This is a genomic window from Ancylobacter lacus (assembly GCF_018390635.1).
Taxonomy (GTDB): Bacteria; Pseudomonadota; Alphaproteobacteria; order Rhizobiales; family Xanthobacteraceae; genus Ancylobacter; species Ancylobacter lacus.
Genome location: NZ_JAHBGE010000008.1, coordinates 74,594 through 90,986, shown reverse-complemented (window position 1 = coordinate 90,986; position 16,393 = coordinate 74,594). Strand labels below are relative to the sequence as shown.

At 69.3% G+C, this 16,393-nt stretch carries 13 protein-coding genes; 4 read left to right on the top strand and 9 right to left on the bottom strand.

Features of this window, described 5'->3' with window-relative positions; genetic code table 11:
• Window positions 1–11: 11 nt before the first annotated feature.
• Complete coding sequence (locus tag KHC27_RS01840; protein ID WP_213334318.1) at window positions 12–2,360, bottom strand: heavy metal translocating P-type ATPase; 2,349 nt, start codon at window positions 2,358–2,360, stop codon at window positions 12–14.
• A 97-nt stretch (window positions 2,361–2,457) separates the two neighbouring features.
• Between KHC27_RS01840 and KHC27_RS01835 the strand changes: the two genes are divergently transcribed.
• Window positions 2,458–2,895 (top strand): MerR family transcriptional regulator, encoded by a 438-nt coding sequence (locus KHC27_RS01835; RefSeq protein ID WP_425514850.1) that lies wholly within the window; start codon window positions 2,458–2,460, stop codon window positions 2,893–2,895.
• A 21-nt stretch (window positions 2,896–2,916) separates the two neighbouring features.
• Here KHC27_RS01835 and KHC27_RS01830 read toward each other — a convergent pair whose 3' ends face one another.
• From KHC27_RS01830 to KHC27_RS01810, 5 genes are all read right to left on the bottom strand, one after another.
• The gene (locus KHC27_RS01830) at window positions 2,917–3,951 is read right to left on the bottom strand and encodes a trans-3-hydroxy-L-proline dehydratase (RefSeq protein WP_213334316.1); all 1,035 of its coding nucleotides are present in this window, start codon (window positions 3,949–3,951) and stop codon (window positions 2,917–2,919) included.
• A gap of 8 nt (window positions 3,952–3,959) precedes the next feature.
• Entirely contained in the window at window positions 3,960–5,063 is a 1,104-nt protein-coding gene (locus KHC27_RS01825; protein ID WP_213334314.1) for a cis-3-hydroxy-L-proline dehydratase, read from the bottom strand.
• Between the two features lie 33 nt (window positions 5,064–5,096).
• Window positions 5,097–6,098 (bottom strand): 4-hydroxyproline epimerase, encoded by a 1,002-nt coding sequence (locus KHC27_RS01820; RefSeq protein WP_213334312.1) that lies wholly within the window; start codon window positions 6,096–6,098, stop codon window positions 5,097–5,099.
• A 36-nt stretch (window positions 6,099–6,134) separates the two neighbouring features.
• Window positions 6,135–7,373, bottom strand: a complete 1,239-nt coding sequence (locus KHC27_RS01815; RefSeq protein ID WP_213334309.1) for an NAD(P)/FAD-dependent oxidoreductase — start codon at window positions 7,371–7,373, stop codon at window positions 6,135–6,137.
• Between the two features lie 64 nt (window positions 7,374–7,437).
• Entirely contained in the window at window positions 7,438–8,334 is an 897-nt protein-coding gene (locus KHC27_RS01810) for a dihydrodipicolinate synthase family protein (protein WP_213334306.1), read from the bottom strand.
• Between the two features lie 148 nt (window positions 8,335–8,482).
• Between KHC27_RS01810 and KHC27_RS01805 the strand changes: the two genes are divergently transcribed.
• The 3 genes from KHC27_RS01805 to KHC27_RS01795 all read left to right on the top strand — a co-directional run bounded on the left by KHC27_RS01805 (window position 8,483) and on the right by KHC27_RS01795 (window position 11,911).
• A complete protein-coding gene (locus KHC27_RS01805) occupies window positions 8,483–9,160 on the top strand; it encodes a GntR family transcriptional regulator (RefSeq protein WP_213334303.1) in 678 nt (225 codons plus the stop codon).
• A gap of 172 nt (window positions 9,161–9,332) precedes the next feature.
• Window positions 9,333–10,316 carry a Bug family tripartite tricarboxylate transporter substrate binding protein gene (locus KHC27_RS01800; protein WP_213334300.1) on the top strand — a complete coding sequence of 328 codons (984 nt, stop codon included), beginning with the start codon at window positions 9,333–9,335 and terminating at the stop codon, window positions 10,314–10,316.
• 104 nt (window positions 10,317–10,420) lie between these two features.
• Entirely contained in the window at window positions 10,421–11,911 is a 1,491-nt protein-coding gene (locus KHC27_RS01795) for a CoA-acylating methylmalonate-semialdehyde dehydrogenase (protein ID WP_213334298.1), read from the top strand.
• 43 nt (window positions 11,912–11,954) lie between these two features.
• Here the strand turns inward: KHC27_RS01795 and edd are convergent, their stop codons facing one another.
• Genes edd through zwf form a run of 3 tightly spaced genes read right to left on the bottom strand, consistent with a single transcriptional unit; the run spans window position 11,955 to window position 16,047 of the window.
• Window positions 11,955–13,799: a phosphogluconate dehydratase gene (gene edd / locus KHC27_RS01790; RefSeq protein ID WP_213334294.1), complete on the bottom strand. Its 1,845-nt coding sequence runs from the start codon at window positions 13,797–13,799 to the stop codon at window positions 11,955–11,957.
• A 59-nt stretch (window positions 13,800–13,858) separates the two neighbouring features.
• On the bottom strand, window positions 13,859–14,572 hold the full coding sequence (pgl, locus tag KHC27_RS01785) for a 6-phosphogluconolactonase (RefSeq protein ID WP_343210806.1): 714 nt from the start codon (window positions 14,570–14,572) through the stop codon (window positions 13,859–13,861).
• On the bottom strand, window positions 14,569–16,047 hold the full coding sequence (gene zwf / locus KHC27_RS01780) for a glucose-6-phosphate dehydrogenase (RefSeq protein WP_213334289.1): 1,479 nt from the start codon (window positions 16,045–16,047) through the stop codon (window positions 14,569–14,571). Before zwf ends, pgl begins: the two co-directional genes overlap by 4 nt.
• Window positions 16,048–16,393: the final 346 nt, after the last annotated feature.

Here is a 16,393-nt window from a genome sequence, read left to right as displayed (position 1 = left end):
GGCCCGCGCGCTCAGTCGGCGCGCCGGCCCAGCAGCCGCAGCGCGTTGGCGGTCACCAGCACCGTCGCCCCGGTATCGGCCAGGATCGCCGGCCACAGGCCGGTGATGCCCAGAATGGTGGTGACGAGGAACACCGCCTTCAGCCCCAGCGCCAGCGCGATGTTCTGGCGGATGTTCGCCATGGTGCGGGCGGAGAGCGCGACCATTGCCTCGATATCGGCGAGGCGGCCGTGCAGGATGGCGGCGTCGGCGGTTTCCAGCGCCACGTCGGTTCCCCCGCCCATGGCGATCCCGACATCGGCCGCCGCCAGCGCCGGCGCGTCGTTGATGCCATCGCCGACCTTCGCCACGACCAGCCCCTGCGCCTGCAGTTCCCGGACGATGCGGCTCTTGTCCGCCGGCATCAGCTCGGCGCGGACCTCGATGCCGAGATCGCCGCCCACCGCCTCCGCCGTGCGCCGGTTGTCGCCGGTGAGCATGAGGGTGCGGATGCCGCGGGCGGCAAGGCGCTTCAGCGCCGCTGCCGCGTCGGGCCGCGGCTCGTCGCGGATCGCCACCGCCCCAAGGGTGCGCCCGTCCGCGACCAGCACGGCGACGCTCTTGCCCGCGCCGTTGAGGCTGGCAATGGCCTCCTCCAGCCGGGCGGGCAGGGGTGCGCGGGCAGCGGCGGCGCGCGGTGAGCCGAGAAAGAGCGCGCGGCCTTCCACCACCCCGGCGACACCCTCGCCGCTGATCGCGGCCGCCTCGCGCACCGGCGGCACGGCCACTCCGCCCGCCGCCGCCCGGACGAGGATCGCCTGCGCCAGCGGATGGGTGGAGCCCGCCTCCAGTGCGGCGCAGAGCCGGAGCACCTCGTCCTCCGCCGCGTCGAGCCCGAGGATATCGGTCACCACCGGCTTGCCGAGGGTGAGCGTTCCGGTCTTGTCGAAGCACACCGCGGAGACGCTGCGCAGCCGCTCCAGCACCGCGCCGCCCTTGATGAGCAGGCCGCTGCGGGCGCCGGAGGCGAGCGCCGCCGCCACCGCCGCCGGCGTCGAGATCACCAGCGCGCAGGGGCAGCCGATCAGCAGGATGGCAAGGCCCTTATAGATCCATTCATCCCAGCCCGCCCCCGCCAGTAGCGGCGGGAGAAGCGCCACGAGCGCGGCCAGCACCACCACGAACGGGGTGTACCAGCGGGAAAAGCGGTCGATGAAGCGCTCGGTCGGCGCCTTGCTCTCCTGCGCCTCCTCCACCAGCCGGACGACGCGGGCGATGGTGTTGTCGGAGGCCGCGGTGGTGGCGCGGATGGTGAGCGCAGCCTCGCCGTTCACGGTGCCGGCGAAGACCGGATCGCCCGGCCCACGCCGCACCGGCAGGCTCTCGCCGGTGACCGGCGCCTCGTTGACGTCGCTCGCACCCTCGACGACCTCGCCATCGGCAGGGACGCGCTCGCCCGGGCGCACCAGCAGCAGCGAGCCGACCGCGACCGCCTCGGCCGGAATCTCGCGGGTGGCTCCGCTTTCGACCAGCCGCGCCGTCTTCGGCACCAGCGCGGCCAGCGAGCGGATGCTGGCGCGGGCCCGGCCGGCGGCGACACCCTCCAGCAATTCGCCGACGAGGAAGAGGAAGACCACCATCGCGCCCTCTTCCCCCGCGCCGATGGCCACGGCACCGGCGGCCGCAATGGTCATCAGCATCTCGATGGAGAACGGCGTGCCGAGCCGCGCCGCCACGAAGGCGCGCCGGGCGATCGGGATGAGGCCGACCAGCATCGCGGCCGTGAAGACGTAGAGATCCGCGCCGGGCCAGAACCGGCCAATGCCATAGGCCACCACCAGCGCCGCCCCGCAGGCCAGCGTCAGCCGGGCCTTTCCGGTGCGCCACCACGGCCCCTCCTCAAAGCCATGCTCATGGCCATGAAGGCCGGCCGCTGCGGCCGAGGGATTGCCGCCGGCCGCCAGGGCCTTACGGCCATGGTCGGATGGGTGGCGATGGCCGTGATCGTGGCCGTGGTCGTGATCGTGATCGTGGTCGTGCCCGCAGCCACACGACCCGCTGCCGTGAGCGTGACCATGATCATGGTCGTGCTCATGGTCATGGCCGTGGGGGTGGCCCGCGCCGGAAACGGGCGCCGGGGCGGCAGCGGCGGCACCGCGAGCGGGCAGCGGAACGATGCGATAGCCGAGCCCGGTGACCCGCCGCTCGAGCAAGGCAAGGTCGGCGCCCTCCTGCCGCACTGTCATGGTGCCGGCGGCAACGGACACCGACACCTCCGCGACACCCTCGATGCGACGGACGGCGGTGTCGATCTTCGCGGCACAGGACGCGCAGTCCATGCCCTCGATACGGTAGCGAAGCTTCTCGGCGGTCTGGCTCATGGGACACCCGGAATGCCGGCGGAAGGTTTCCCAACGCCGGCCCTTGCATGACGTTGAGCCAAGGCTACATCCTCTAGCGACTAGAGGAGCAAGCCCCATGATGACCTCCGCGACCGACATGCGCGCCATCGGCGATGCCGCCCGCATCAGCGGGGTGAAGGTGCCGACCATCCGCTATTACGAGCAGATCGGCCTGCTGCCGGCGCCGCCGCGCACCGAAGGAGGCCGCCGCGCCTATAGCGACGCCGACATGCGACGCCTCTCCTTCATCCGCCATGCCCGGGAACTCGGCTTCGAGGTCGATGCCATCCGCAACCTGCTCCACCTGCAGGACGACCCCGACCAGCCCTGCGCGGTGGCAGATGCGCTCGCGCGCGAGAGGCTGGCCGAGGTCGAGCGACGCATCGCCGCGCTGGAGGCGCTGCGCGAGGAGCTCAAGCGCATGGTCGAGGGCTGCTCCCACGGCGTGGTGGGAGAATGCCGCGTCATCGAGACGCTCGCCGATCACGGCACCTGCCGCCATCACACCCGCTGAGCCGCGACCGCCGGCGCGGGCTCAGCCCTCCCAGAGCGGCCAGGTGTCGGTAAGCCGGTAGCCGGTCTGCCAGGGATCGTCCGGGTCGACCATGAGCTGGGAGGTACCGGTGATCCAGGCCCGCCCCATGATGGAGGGCACGATGGCGGGGCGGCCGCCGAGCATGGTCTCCGCCTCGATCCGGCAGTCGAAGCGCGAGCCGATGATGGAACGGCCGATGAAACCGTCGCCGACCTTCAGCACGCCCCTGGCGTGCAGCACCGCGAGGCGGGCGGAGCAGCCGGTGCCGGTGGGCGAACGGTCGATCTTGCCGGGGCGGATCGCCACGGCGTTCGCGCCCGACGCCACGCCGTCTTCCTGCGTAAGGGGAGCGGCGAACTGGCAGAACGAGATGTGATTCCAGTCGGCGTTCTCGGGGTGGCGGAAGCCAAGCTGGGCGTTCGCCGCCTTCACGATGCGCATGCCGGTCTCGGCGAGGTCCTTCGCCTCGTCGGGCCGGATGGCGAAGCCGAGCGCGGCAGCGTCGACGATGACGAAGCTGTCGCCGCCATAGGCGGTATCGACGGTGAGGGTGCCCAGCCCCTCGACCTCCAGCCGCGCGTCGAGCCGGTCGGCAAAGGAGGGGTGGTTGCGCACGCGGATCCGCTCGGCCTTGCCGTTCCGGCAATAGGCCGTGACCTCGATCAGCCCGCCCGGCGCCTCGAGCACCATGCGGGTCTCCGGCTCGGTCATCGGGACGATGCCGGTGTCGAGCAGGACCGTCGACACGCAGATCGCGTTGGAGCCGGACATGGGCGGGGTGTCTTCCGGCTCCATGATGATCCAGGCCGCCACGGCGCGGGAGTCCTTCGGCGGAACCAGCAGGTTCACGTGGCGAAACACCCCGCCGCGCGGCTCCTGCAGCACCAGATTCCGCAGCGTCCCGTCGGCGGCGATGAAGCGCGACTGCGCCCACACCGTGTCGCCCGGGGGCGGGGCGACCCCTCCGACGATGACGTCGCCGACTTCGCCCTCCGCGTGGCAGCCGACGACATGGATGACCCGTGCGCTGCGCATGGAAGCTCTCAGCCGATGGTGAGGACAGGGGAGCCGAGCACGTCGAAGCGCGGCACCACCCCAAGGCCCGGCGCGTCCGCCGCCGTCATGAAGCCCTCGGCGCGGCGCGGCGCACCGTCGGCGATGTCGACCGTGCCGTAGCTGTTGAAGTCGGTGGCGGAGAAGCAGAACTCCTCGGGCGTCGACCGCGCGAGATGGGCGATCGCCGCCGTGACGATGTCGCCACCCCAGGTATCCTCGATGGTCATCGGGGTGCCGGTGGCGACGCAGACATCACGCATCAGCCTCGCCTTGGTCAGTCCGCCGACCTTGGAGATCTTCAGGTTGATGATGTCCATGGCGTCGTCCGCCAAGGCCGCCAGCAGGGTGTCGAGCCCGCCGATCACCTCGTCCAGCACGAAGGGCCGCGCGGTGCGCCGCCGGACCGAGAGGCATTCCTCATAGGTCGGGCAGGGCTGCTCGATATGGACGTCGAGATCGGCCACCGCCGCCACGATCCGCGCCGCCTCGGCCCGGGTCCAGCCCGTATTGGCGTCGGCGACAAGCACGTCGCCCGCCCCGAGCACCGCCCGGGTCTCGCGGATGCGGGCGATGTCGGTGTCGGCGTCGCCGCCCACCTTGAGCTGGAAGCGGGTGTAGCCCTCCGCCCGGTAGCCGGCGATCTTGCGGGCCATCGTCTCCGGCGCCTCCTGCGAGATGGCGCGGTAGAGCGCGACGCGCTCCTGCGCCGCGCCGCCGAGCAGCTTGTAGACCGGCAGCCCGGTGGATTTGCCCAGAATGTCCCAGCACGCGATGTCGACGGGCGCCTTCACATAGGGGTGGCCGCGAAGCACGGCGTCCATGTGCCGGTTCAGCACGAGGAGATCGGTCGGGTCGAGGCCGATCAGCTTCGGCCCGAGCTCGGCAAGGCCGGCGCGCACTCCCGCCGCGTAGGCGGGCAGGTAGGCCGAGCCCAGCGGGCAGCATTCGGCATAGCCGGTGATACCCGCGTCGGTCTCGACGGCGACGACGGTGGAATCGAACACCTCGACGAAATTGCCGTTCGACCAGCTGTAGCGCCCCTCGCGGAGCGGCAGATCGACCTGCCAGGCCTTGATGCCGGTGATCTTCATGGCGTCTTCCTGCGGAAGGAGGGGATGGCGAGGTCAGGCGACGATGAAGCCGTGGGCGAAGGGATCGCGGTCGTCGATGAAGATGGTGTTGTAACCGGTCATCCGGGCCCAGCCGCCGATGGAGGGAATGATCGCGTCGCGCTCGCCCACCTTCGCCGCCGCCTCCACCCGGCCGCGGAACAGCGAGCCGATGATGCTCTCATGCACGAATTCGTCACCCACCTTCAGCCGGCCGAGCGCGGCGAGCTGCGCCATCCGCGAAGAGGTGCCGGTGCCGCAGGGCGAACGATCGATCGCCTTGTCGCCGTAGAACACCGCGTTGCGGGCATGCGCTTCGGGATGCCGGGCGACACCGGTCCACAATATGTGGGAAAGCCCGCGAATCTCCGGCTTCTCGGGATGCACGACCTCGTATTTCGCGTTCAGCGCAGCGCGCAGCGCCGGACTCATGCGGATAAGGTCGCCGGCCGAGAAGTCCTCCATGTCCCGGAACGCCGCCTGCGGTTCGACGATGGCGTAGAAATTCCCGCCATAGGCGATATCCACCGTCACCTCGCCGAGGCCGGGGCATTCCGCGGTGAGGCCACGGGCATAGAGGAAGGCCGGCACATTGGTGATGCGCACTTCCTCCACATGCTGGCCCTCCTGCCGGTACTGCGCGACGACGAGGCCGGCGGGGGTATCGAGCCGCAGCGTGCCCGGCGTCTTCGGGTTCACGAGGCCGTGCTCGATCGCCATGGTCACGGTGCCGATGGTGCCATGGCCGCACATGGGCAGGCAGCCCGAGGTCTCGATGAAAAGGATGGCGACGTCGCAATCCGGCCGGGTCGGGGGGTAGAGGATGGAGCCGGACATGATGTCGTGGCCGCGCGGCTCGAACATCAGACCCCGGCGAATCCAGTCGAACTCGGCGAGGAAATGGGCGCGCTTCTCGATCATGGTGGCACCCTGAAGCTGCGGGCCACCGCCCGCCACGAGGCGGACCGGATTTCCGCACGTATGCCCGTCGATGCAGAAGAAGCTGTGGCGCGCCATGGCGTGTCCCTCGTGGTCGGCAGATGTGCCGGAAAATCAGAAGCGGTCGGGCCGGAACGGCTCCAGCGCGATGGCAGGCGGTCGGCCGGCGATGAGGTCGGCAATCAGGCGGCCGGTCGCCGCGCTCTGGGTCAGGCCGGAATGGCCATGTCCGAAAGCGTAGAACACCCGGGAGGAACCGCGCGCCGGCCCGATGACCGGCAGAGTGTCGGGCAGCGAGGGCCGAAACCCCATCCACTGCCGGCCACCCTCGGTCAGCAGGCCCGGCAGGAAGGCGGCCGCCTTGTCCAGCATCGCCCTGGACCGGGCGAAATTGGGCGGACGCTTCAGGCCGCCGAGTTCCACCGCGCCGCCGACCCGGATGCCGGTCGACAGCGGCGTGACCACGAAGCCGTGACCGCCGAAGGTGAGCTGCCGCCGCAGGTCGAACGCATCCGTGGGAAGGGTGGTGTTGTAACCGCGCTCGGTCTCGAGCGGAATGGCGTCGCCCAGCACAGCGGCGAGCGGCCGCGACCACGCGCCGGCGGCGATGACCGCCGCGTCGGCATCGATGAAGCGCCCATCCGACATGCGGACACGCACGCCGGAGAGACCCTGCTCGATCTGTCCGACGTCGCCGCGCTCGACCGAGGCGCCGCGCGCCATCACCACGTCGAACAGCGCCATGGCGAAGCGGTAGGGATCGTCGACCGTCTGCCAGTGCGGGGTGAATGTGCCAGCCACGAAGCGCGGCGCCAGCCCCGGCTGAAGGGCGGCGAGGCGTTCACCGCGCACATGCTCGAAGGCAATGCCCTCGCGCTCGCGCGCCGCCCAGCCCGGCAGCGAGGTGCGCAGCTCCGCCTCGCTCTCATAGAGCTGGAGATTGCCGTCGCTGCGCACCCGGCCGGAAAGCCCGGCGCCCGCCACCATGGCGTCCATGGCGCGGGAGGCCAGCCGCATCAGCTCGCACTGCGCGGCGAGGCTCGCCGCGAAACGGTCGGGCTGGCTCGCCCGCCAGAACCGCAGCAGCCAGGGCGTGATGACCGGGAGATAGGCCGGCGGAATCGAGAGTGGCCCCAGCGGATCGAGCAGCCAGCGCGGCGCCTTGCGCAGGATGCCCGGCGAGGCGAGCGGCAGCACGTCGGAAAAGGCGAAGGCGCCGGCATTGCCGTAGCTTGCGCCCTCGGCGACCGGCCCACGCTCGACCAGCCGGACCTCGTGTCCGTCCTGCTGGAGATGCCAGGCGACGGCGAGGCCGACAATGCCGGCCCCGACCACCGCGATCACGTCACTCATACCGAACGCTCACGCCAGCCGATCCAAAAGGACGCCGGCCACCGGGAGGCGGCCGGCATCGGCCTCAGGCCGCCAGAGCCAAGGTCGGCCGGGTGGCGAGGGCTTCCCGCACGATCTTCTCGACCTTGGCGCGCTGCTCCCCTTCCAGCGGCAGGCGCGGCGCGCGCACATGCTCGGTGGTGCCGATCACCATGGCCTCGACGGTCTTGATGTTCTGGACGAGATAGGACGACACGTCGAGGTCGAGCAGCGGGCGGAACCAGCGATAGATGCTGAGCGCCTCGTCGAAGCGGCGGGCCTTCATGAGCCGGTAGATCGCGACGGTCTCGTGGGGGAAGGCCACCACGAGGCCAGCCACCCAGCCCACAGCGCCGACCGCCAGCGCCTCGTAGGCGAGGTTGTCGACGCCGGTGAGCACGTTGAAGCGGTCGCCGAAAGCGTTCATCACGTCGATGCTGCGGCGGATATCGTCGGACGATTCCTTGATGGCGCAGATCCGCCGGTCGCTCGCCAGCTCGGCGAGGATGTCGACGGTGACGTCGACGCGGTAAGCGACGCGGTTGGAATAGATCATGACCGGCAGGTCGCCGGCCTCGGTGACGGCGCGGATGGTGGCCACCGTCTCCTTGGGATTGGTGTGGTAGATCGTGCTGGGCACGACCATGAGGCCCGAGGCGCCCTCGCGTGCGGCACGCGCCGCCAGAGCCGCCCCGTCGCGGGTCGCGGCTTCGGCAATCGTCATCAGCACCGGCTTCTTCCCGGCGACCGATTGCGCGGTCTTGAGCACCGCGATGCGCTCGTCATGGGAGAGCATGGAGCCCTCGCCGAGCGAGCCATTGACGATGAGCCCGTCGACGCCGGCCTCGATCTGGTAGGCGAAGCAGCGCTCCATCTCGCGGTGATCGAGGCTACCGTCTTCCTTGAACTTGGCGGTGACAGCGGGAAGGACACCTGTCCACATGGTCTTCTCCTTTGCGGCGGGGGCGCCGACGATCGGGTGGCGCGGCGAGGCCCCGGCGGTCATGGTGCGGTGGCTCGCGCTCTGAGGATGAGCTTGTGTTTTTTGGATCCAATTTGCAATATCGAATTTCGTTCTGGCGGAGGTTCTCGTGAAAATCAATGCGACCAACATCGCGCAGATGGCGTCCGCTTCGGACGTGATCTTCGACGCATTGCGCGAGGCCATCGCCCGGGGCGACATCGGCGAAGGCCAGGTTCTGCGTCAGGATCACATTGCCCGCATGTTCAATGTCAGCCGCATCCCCGTGCGGGAGGCGCTCACGCGGCTGGAAGAACAGGGGCTGGTCGCGACGCAACGCTACCGAGGCGCCGTTGTGGCTTCATTGTCGATCGAGGAAATCCGCGAGGTGTTCGAATTCCGCGCCCTCATCGAGCCGGAAGTGCTGCGCCTGTCGATCGCCCGCATCTCCGACGATGCCCTCGCAGAGGCGCGCGGCTTTGCCGAAGCCTTTGCGACGGAGGCCAATTCGGCGAAATGGGGCGATCTGAATCGCCAGTTTCACTACCGCCTCTACGAGGAGGCCCGCCGTCCCTATTATCTCCAGACCATTCGCGCGGCACTGGACCGGGTGGATCGTTACCTCAGGGCGCAGCTCGTGCTGACCTCGGGGATGGACCGCGCCCGGCAGGAGCACCAGCAGATTCTGGACGCGTGCATTGCCCGGGACGGCGAGCGGGCCGCGGAACTGACCCGGGCCCACATTCTGGGAGCGTGCGATTCGCTGGTGCGCTTTCTGGAGACGACGCGTCGGCCGGTCGGAGCGTAACGGAAGGGCAGCACCGCGAAATTGCAAAATGGCCTGAGGCCGTATCACATATTCCAATATTGCGTATATATATGATGCAATTTCCATGGTGCTGAGAGCCCAAATGGAACCAGCGCCATTCGAACGTCGCCTCACCTTGGTGTGACGCGCTATCTCTGCCGGTAACATATTCATGAGCAGGCCGGACCGGCGCCATTTTACCTTCGGATGTCTCTCCACCTTGGTGGTGGGGGCACCGGCCATCGCGGGCGCACAGGTCCATACGCCCGCCATCCTCCCGCCCCGGACGCTCAACATTCTGGTACCGACTCTGGGAGGTACCGGGCTCGACCTTGTGGGCAACGTACTGGCGGACTGCCTCGGGGAAGCAGGGATCGACGCCAGGATCGAGCTCACCGCCAGCGGGGAAGCGAGCGACGCGGTTTCGAAGCTGCTCTCTCCGCGGACAGACCCTTCGACAACGGTGCTGATAGCCAGCGGTGCGATCATCGGCACGCTGCTCTACCGGCACGCCGCCATCTACCTGTCCTCGACGCGACCGCTGGTACGGCTGCTCAACGATTACGGGGTCGTGGTGGTGAGCCGCGACAATCCCGCCGCGAACTTCAGCGAACTCGCCGCCGCCTGGGTGGCGGCGCCCGAGAGCGTGCGCTGGACGGGTGCGAAACTCGGCAGCACCGGCCACCTCCTCGCGCTTTCGATCGCACGCCAGCTGAACCTGCCGGCGAACGCCGTTTCCTATCGCCCGAGCGTCACCGGGGCGGCAGGCCTGAAGGCGGTCCTGGCGGGCCAGGTGGAATGCGGCGTCATCAATCTGAGCGACCTGGTGCCGTATCTCGGCTCCGGCCTGCTGCGCGCCCTCGCGGTTGCGGCGCCCCAGCGGCTGCCCGGGCTGAACGTGCCTACGCTGTTTGAATACGGCGTCGACTGCCGGACACCCAATTGGTGCGGCCTCTTCGCCTCGCCCGGCATCAGCCAGAGCGGCTATCAGGCCCTGTTGGGAATGACCGACCGCATGGTCTCAACCCTGACCTGGAGATCGAAGCTGTACCAGTACAACTGGATCAGCGCCTATCTCGGCGGCGAGCCGTTCGAGGTCTACGTGCAGGCCGAGACGGAACGCCTCCGTGATCTCCTGACAGCCCTGGGGCTCTGACGCGCCACCCCCAGCGGAAGGCGGCTTGACGGCCTCCACCCCGGCGGATGAGGAATGGTGGCGCAAAAGCGTCGACACAGTCGCGAACGGAGGAAACGGAATCCATGGCGGTCATCGGGCATTTCATCGGCGGCAGGCCGGTCAGCAAGGGCGGACGAACCGGGCCGGTCTTCGACCCCGCCACCGGCGCACAGAGCGGCGAGGTCGAGCTGGCATCTTCCGCCACCGTGTCGGACGCGGTGGCATCGGCCGTTGCGGCCTTCCCCGCCTGGGCGGACACGCCGCCGCTGACGCGGTCACGCATCATGTTCAAGTTCAAGGCGCTGCTGGAGCGCGACATCGATGCGCTCGCGACGGCGATCACGCGCGAGCACGGCAAGACCCTCGAGGACGCCAAGGGCGAGGTGACCCGCGGCATTGAAGTGGTCGAGTTCGCCTGCGGTATCCCCCACCTGCTGCGTGGCGATTTCACCGACCAGGTGGCCCGCGGCGTCGACGTGTTTTCGACCCGCCACCCCCTTGGCGTGGTGGCCGGCATCACGCCGTTCAACTTCCCCGCCATGGTGCCGATGTGGATGTTCCCGGTCGCGCTGGCCTGCGGCAACTGCTTCGTGCTGAAACCCTCCGAGAAGGACCCGAGCGCGGCGCTGCTGCTCGCCGAGCTTCTGCTCGAGGCCGGCCTGCCCGCGGGCGTCTTCAATGTGGTGCAGGGCGACAAGGAGGCGGTTGACGCCCTTCTGAGCCATCCCGACATCGCCGCGGTGAGCTTCGTCGGCTCCACGGCCATCGGAGAGTATGTCTATCGCACCGCCTGCGCCCACGGTAAGCGCGCCCAGGCGCTGTGCGGCGCCAAGAACCATCTCGTGGTGATGCCCGACGCCGACCTCGACAAGACGGTCGATGCGCTGATGGGGGCCGGCTATGGCTCGGCCGGCGAGCGCTGCATGGCGGTGTCGGTCGCCGTGGCGGTTGGCGGGGTCGGCGATGCGCTGATCGAGCGGCTGGCGCCCAAGGTGCGGGCGCTGAAGGTCGGCCCCGGCCTCGACCCCGACAGCGAGATGGGCCCGCTGGTGACGAAGGAGCATCTCGCCAAGGTCTCGTCCTATATCGACGACGGCGTGGCCGCCGGCGCCGAACTCGTGGTGGATGGACGCGGCCTGAAGCTTCAGGGCTATGAAGGTGGCTACTTCCTCGGCGGCACGCTCTTCGACCGCGTGACCACGGACATGCGCATCTACAAGGAGGAGATCTTCGGGCCGGTGCTCTCCGTGGTGCGGGTGGACCGCTACGACGAGGCGGTGAAGCTGGTGAACGACCACGAATATGGCAACGGCGCCGCCATCTTCACCCGCGACGGCGATTCCGCGCGCGCCTTCAACCGCGACGCCCGCGCCGGCATGATCGGCATCAACGTGCCGATCCCGGTGCCGGTGGCGTTCCATTCCTTCGGCGGCTGGAAGCGGTCGATCTTCGGCGACCGCAACGTCTACGGCATGGAAGGCGTCGGCTTCTACACCAAGATGAAGACCACCACCGCCCGCTGGCCGACCGGCATCCGCGAAGGCGCCCAGTTCGTCATCCCGACCACCGGCTGACGCCTCCGCGACAAAAGGGCGGCGGGCATCACCCGCCGCCCGCTCACGCCACCGCGAAGATGCTCGCCCCCGTATCGGCGGTTCCCACCGCCGCCCGGAAGGCGGTGAACAGCTCGCGGCCGACGCCGACATGCGAGGCCGCCAGATTGGCCGAGGCGGGCGCGCGCTCGGCCCACGCCACCTCGTCGACCAGCACGGTGAGCGTGCCGTTCACGGCGTCGACACGGACGATGTCGCCGTCGCGGATCAGCGCGATCGGGCCGCCATCGGCCGCCTCGGGGGTGACATGGATCGCCGCCGGCACCTTGCCGGACGCGCCGGACAGCCGCCCGTCGGTGACGAGGGCGACCCGGAAGCCGCGGTCTTGCAGCACGCCAAGCGGCGGCATCAGCTTGTGCAGCTCCGGCATGCCATTGGCCTTCGGACCCTGGAAACGGACCACGGCGACCAGATCGCCGGTGAGCTCGCCGGCCTTGAACGCGGCCTGCAGCGCCTCCTGCGAGTGGAACACCCGGGCCGGCGCCTCGATGACGTGACGCTCCGGCGCGATGGCCGAGGTCTTGATCACCGCCTTGCCGAGGTCGCCCGAGAGCAGCCGCAGCCCGCCGGTGGCCTGGAACGGCGTCCCGACGCCCCGGAGCACCGCCTCATCGCCGCTTGCCGTTGCGGCCTCGCGCCAGTCCAGCGCGCCGTCGTCCTTCAGGACGGGCTCCTGCACATAGGCGTCCAGCCCGCCGCCCCACACCGTCTCGACGTCGCGGTGGAGCAGGCCGTGCCCGAGCAGCTCGCGGATGACGAAACCCATCCCGCCCGCGGCGTGGAAATGGTTCACGTCGGCCTTGCCGTTGGGGTAGACGCGGCAGAGCAGAGGCGTCACCTCGGCGAGATCGGAGAAATCGTCCCAGGTCATGGTGATGCCGGCGGCGGCGGCCATGGCGACGATGTGGAGGGTGTGGTTGGTCGAGCCGCCCGTGGCATGAAGACCGACGACGCCGTTGACGAAAGCCCGTTCGTCCATCATCCGCCCGATCGGGCGGTAATCATTGCCCAGCGCCGTCATCGCCATGGCGCGCTCCGCCGCCGTGGTGGTGAGGGCGTCGCGCAACGGGGTGTTGGGGTTGACGAAGGAGGCGCCGGGCAGATGCAGGCCCATGATCTCCATCATCATCTGGTTGGTGTTGGCGGTGCCGTAGAAGGTGCAGGTACCGGGTCCATGATAGGACTGCGCCTCGGCCTCCAGCAGGGCGTCGCGCCCCACCTTGCCCTCGGCGAAGAGCTGCCGGATCTTGGCCTTCTCGTCATTGGGCAGGCCCGAGGTCATCGGCCCCGCGGGGATGAACACCGCCGGCAGATGCCCGAAGGAGAGGGCACCGATGACGAGGCCGGGCACGATCTTGTCGCAGATGCCGAGGAAGACCGCCGCGTCGAAGGTCTGGTGCGACAGTGCCACAGCGGTGGAGAGCGCGATGACGTCGCGGGAGAACAGCGAGAGCTCCATCCCCGCCTCGCCCTGGGTGACGCCGTCGCACATGGCCGGCACCCCGCCGGCCACCTGGGCGACGCCACCCGCCGCCCGGGCCGCCGCCCGGATCAGATCGGGATAGCGCTCATAGGGCTGATGCGCCGACAGCATGTCGTTATAGGCGGTGACGATGGCGAGGTTCGCCCCGGCGCCCTGCCGCAGCATCGCCTTGTCGGACGGCCCGCAGGCGGCAAAGCCGTGGGCCTGGTTGGCGCAGCCGAGCCGGGCCCGACTCGGCTGCTTCTCGGCGGCCTCGGCGATGCGGTCGAGATAGCGGGCGCGGCGGTCGTGCGAGCGGCGCACGATGCGCTCGGTCACCTCGCCGATGCGCGCATGAATGCCGGAAGAAAGGGCGGGGTCGGCCATGGGGACCTCCTGACGTAAAGGTGATAGGCAATTTTTCGGCGGACATGCATGGCCCGGTTTTACGGGCACCAGAACACCTGCGGCGGCCGGGCCGACCGCAGGACGGCACGGATGGGCATCTCCTCGGCCGGGCCGTCCTCCAGGGCCTTCTCAAGCACCGCACGCTTGGCCTCTCCCTCGATGTGGAGCACCAGAAGGTCGGCGGCCAGCAGCACCGGCAGCGTCAGCGTGATGCGCGGCTCGCCGGCACCCGCCGCCCGCATCGGAACGAGGCCCAGCGCTCCCTTCGGGTCGATGGCCTCCGCCAGATGATCGCCTCCGGGGAAGAAGGAGGCGGTGTGGCCGTCATCCCCCATGCCCAGCACGGCGCAGGCAAGCGGCCAGTGCAGGTCCTCCAGCGCCTCGTTCACCGCGAAGAGGCCGTCCTCCGGGGTTGGGGCGTCGTTGGCGAGCGGCACGAAGCGCGCCCCGGCCGCCTCCCCACGCAGCAGATGCTGCCGCACCAGACGGGCATTGGAGCGCTCGGAGGACTCCCGCACCCAGCGCTCGTCCACCAGTGTGAGGCTGACCCTGGCCCAGGGCAGCGGCTGCGCCGACAGCGCCTCGAAGAAGTTCACGGGCGTGCGGCCGCCGGACACCGCGAAGCTGGCGGCGCCCTTTTCCGCGACTCCCGCCCGCAGCGTGGCCGCGACATGGGCTGCCAGCCCCTCCGCCAGCGCCGCCGCGGAGGAGAAGCCGTGCACGGTCAGGCCATGGCCGGGATGCCAGCTCACGCACCATCCTCCAGCCATGTCCGGCCATCCCTCTCGATGAGGGCAATGGCGGCCGATGGACCCCAGGTGCCGGCCGTGTAGGGGCGCGGCGGCTCCTTGACGTTGCGCCATGCGGAGAGAATCGGGTCCACCCACTTCCAGGCCGCCTCGACCTCGTCGCGGCGCATGAACAGGGTCTGGTTACCGCGCACCACGTCGAGCAGCAGGCGCTCATAGGCGTCGGGATTGCGCACCTTGAAGGCCTTGGCGAAGCTCATGTCGAGCGGCACATGCGACAGGCGGATGCCACCCGGACCGGGGTCCTTGATCATCAGCCACAGCTTGACGCCCTCGTCCGGCTGCAGGCGGATGACCAGCCGGTTGGGCTCGATCGCCCCGACCGATTCCCCGAACACCGAATGGGGCACATTGCGGAAGCCGACCACGATTTCCGACACGCGCGAGGCCAGCCGCTTGCCGGTGCGCAGGTAGAACGGCACGCCGGCCCAGCGCCAGTTCTCCACCTCGGCTTTGACGGCGACGAAGGTCTCGGTCTGGCTGCGGGTGGAGCCCAGTTCTTCAAGATAACCGGGCACGGCCCCGCCCGAGGAGGCGCCGGCGCGGTACTGCCCGCGCACGGTGACGCTCGCCACATTGTGCTCGTTGATCGGCTTCAACGCGCGCAGCACCTTGAGCTTCTCGTCGCGCACAGCGTCGGCGTCGAGCGAGGAGGGCGGCTCCATGGCCACCAGGCAGAGGAGCTGGAGCAGGTGGTTCTGCACCATGTCGCGCATGGCGCCGGCGGTGTCGTAATAGCCGGCGCGCTCTTCCACCCCGAGGCTTTCCGCCACCGTGAGCTGGACATGGTCAATGTGGGCGTTGTTCCACAGCGGCTCGAACAGGGCATTGGCAAAGCGCAGCGCCATCAGGTTCTGCACCGTCTCCTTACCGAGATAGTGGTCGATGCGGTACACCCGATCTTCCGGGAAGTAGCGGCCGACCTGCTCGTTGAGGGCGAGGGCGGAGGCGAGATCCTTGCCGATCGGCTTCTCGATGACCACGCGAGCGCCCTGCTCCGACAGCCCGTATTTGCCGAGCTTCTCGCAGATGGGGCCAAACAGGTGCGGCGCCGTGGCGAGGTAATAGACACGAATCCGGTCGCCCTGTCCGGCGATCGCGCTCGCCAGCTCGCTCCAGCCTTCCTCGCCCTCGGCATTGACGGTGACATAGTGCAGGCGGCCGAGAAAGCGCTCCACCTCCGATCCCTCGAGTTCCGAGGCCGGAACGTGGTCCGCGAGGGCCTGGCTCGCGAAATGGCGGAACTCCTCGTCGCTCATGTGGCGGCGGGACACACCGACGATGGTGGCCTCGTCCGGGAGCTGCCCGGCGAGATCGCGATGGAACAGGGCGGGAATCAGCTTGCGGCGCGACAGATCGCCGGTCGCGCCGAAGACCGTGAGAACGAAGGGAGCCACCGGAATCACACGGCTGGTCATAGGGAACCTCTCCTCATGCGGCCGGCGGCCGCCGTGACGACGCGAAACGCGTCCCCGTGGCGCGACGCAAAGGCCTGCGCCACGGGCCGTTTCTAGCAAAAACGATTCCGCAGTGCGACAGAGGACAGGAGGAAGTTGGGCAGCGGCTGGCGGCCGTGCCACGGTCGAACTCCCGCCCGCACATTCGTAGCGCCGCCTCCACGCAGCGACATGCCGCAGATGGAGCCCGCGCACCACCAACCGGCGTGAAGTCACCAACGGCCCTGCCGCAGCGGTGTTTGCCAGGGGGTCACCGGCTCCGTAGCGGCGACCGCCATCTCCCGCGAACAGGTACCCGGCATTACTT

Excerpts from the sequence above, each read along its gene's own strand:
- KHC27_RS01840 (WP_213334318.1), bottom strand. The coding sequence starts at position 2,360 with ATGAGCCAGACCGCCGAGAAGCTTCGCTACCGTATCGAGGGCATGGAC.
- KHC27_RS01835 (WP_425514850.1), top strand. The coding sequence starts at position 2,458 with ATGATGACCTCCGCGACCGACATGCGCGCCATCGGCGATGCCGCCCGC.
- KHC27_RS01830 (WP_213334316.1), bottom strand. The coding sequence starts at position 3,951 with ATGCGCAGCGCACGGGTCATCCATGTCGTCGGCTGCCACGCGGAGGGC.
- KHC27_RS01825 (WP_213334314.1), bottom strand. The coding sequence starts at position 5,063 with ATGAAGATCACCGGCATCAAGGCCTGGCAGGTCGATCTGCCGCTCCGC.
- KHC27_RS01820 (WP_213334312.1), bottom strand. The coding sequence starts at position 6,098 with ATGGCGCGCCACAGCTTCTTCTGCATCGACGGGCATACGTGCGGAAAT.
- KHC27_RS01815 (WP_213334309.1), bottom strand. The coding sequence starts at position 7,373 with ATGAGTGACGTGATCGCGGTGGTCGGGGCCGGCATTGTCGGCCTCGCC.
- KHC27_RS01810 (WP_213334306.1), bottom strand. The coding sequence starts at position 8,334 with ATGTGGACAGGTGTCCTTCCCGCTGTCACCGCCAAGTTCAAGGAAGAC.
- KHC27_RS01800 (WP_213334300.1), top strand. The coding sequence starts at position 9,333 with ATGAGCAGGCCGGACCGGCGCCATTTTACCTTCGGATGTCTCTCCACC.
- KHC27_RS01795 (WP_213334298.1), top strand. The coding sequence starts at position 10,421 with ATGGCGGTCATCGGGCATTTCATCGGCGGCAGGCCGGTCAGCAAGGGC.
- edd (WP_213334294.1), bottom strand. The coding sequence starts at position 13,799 with ATGGCCGACCCCGCCCTTTCTTCCGGCATTCATGCGCGCATCGGCGAG.
- zwf (WP_213334289.1), bottom strand. The coding sequence starts at position 16,047 with ATGACCAGCCGTGTGATTCCGGTGGCTCCCTTCGTTCTCACGGTCTTC.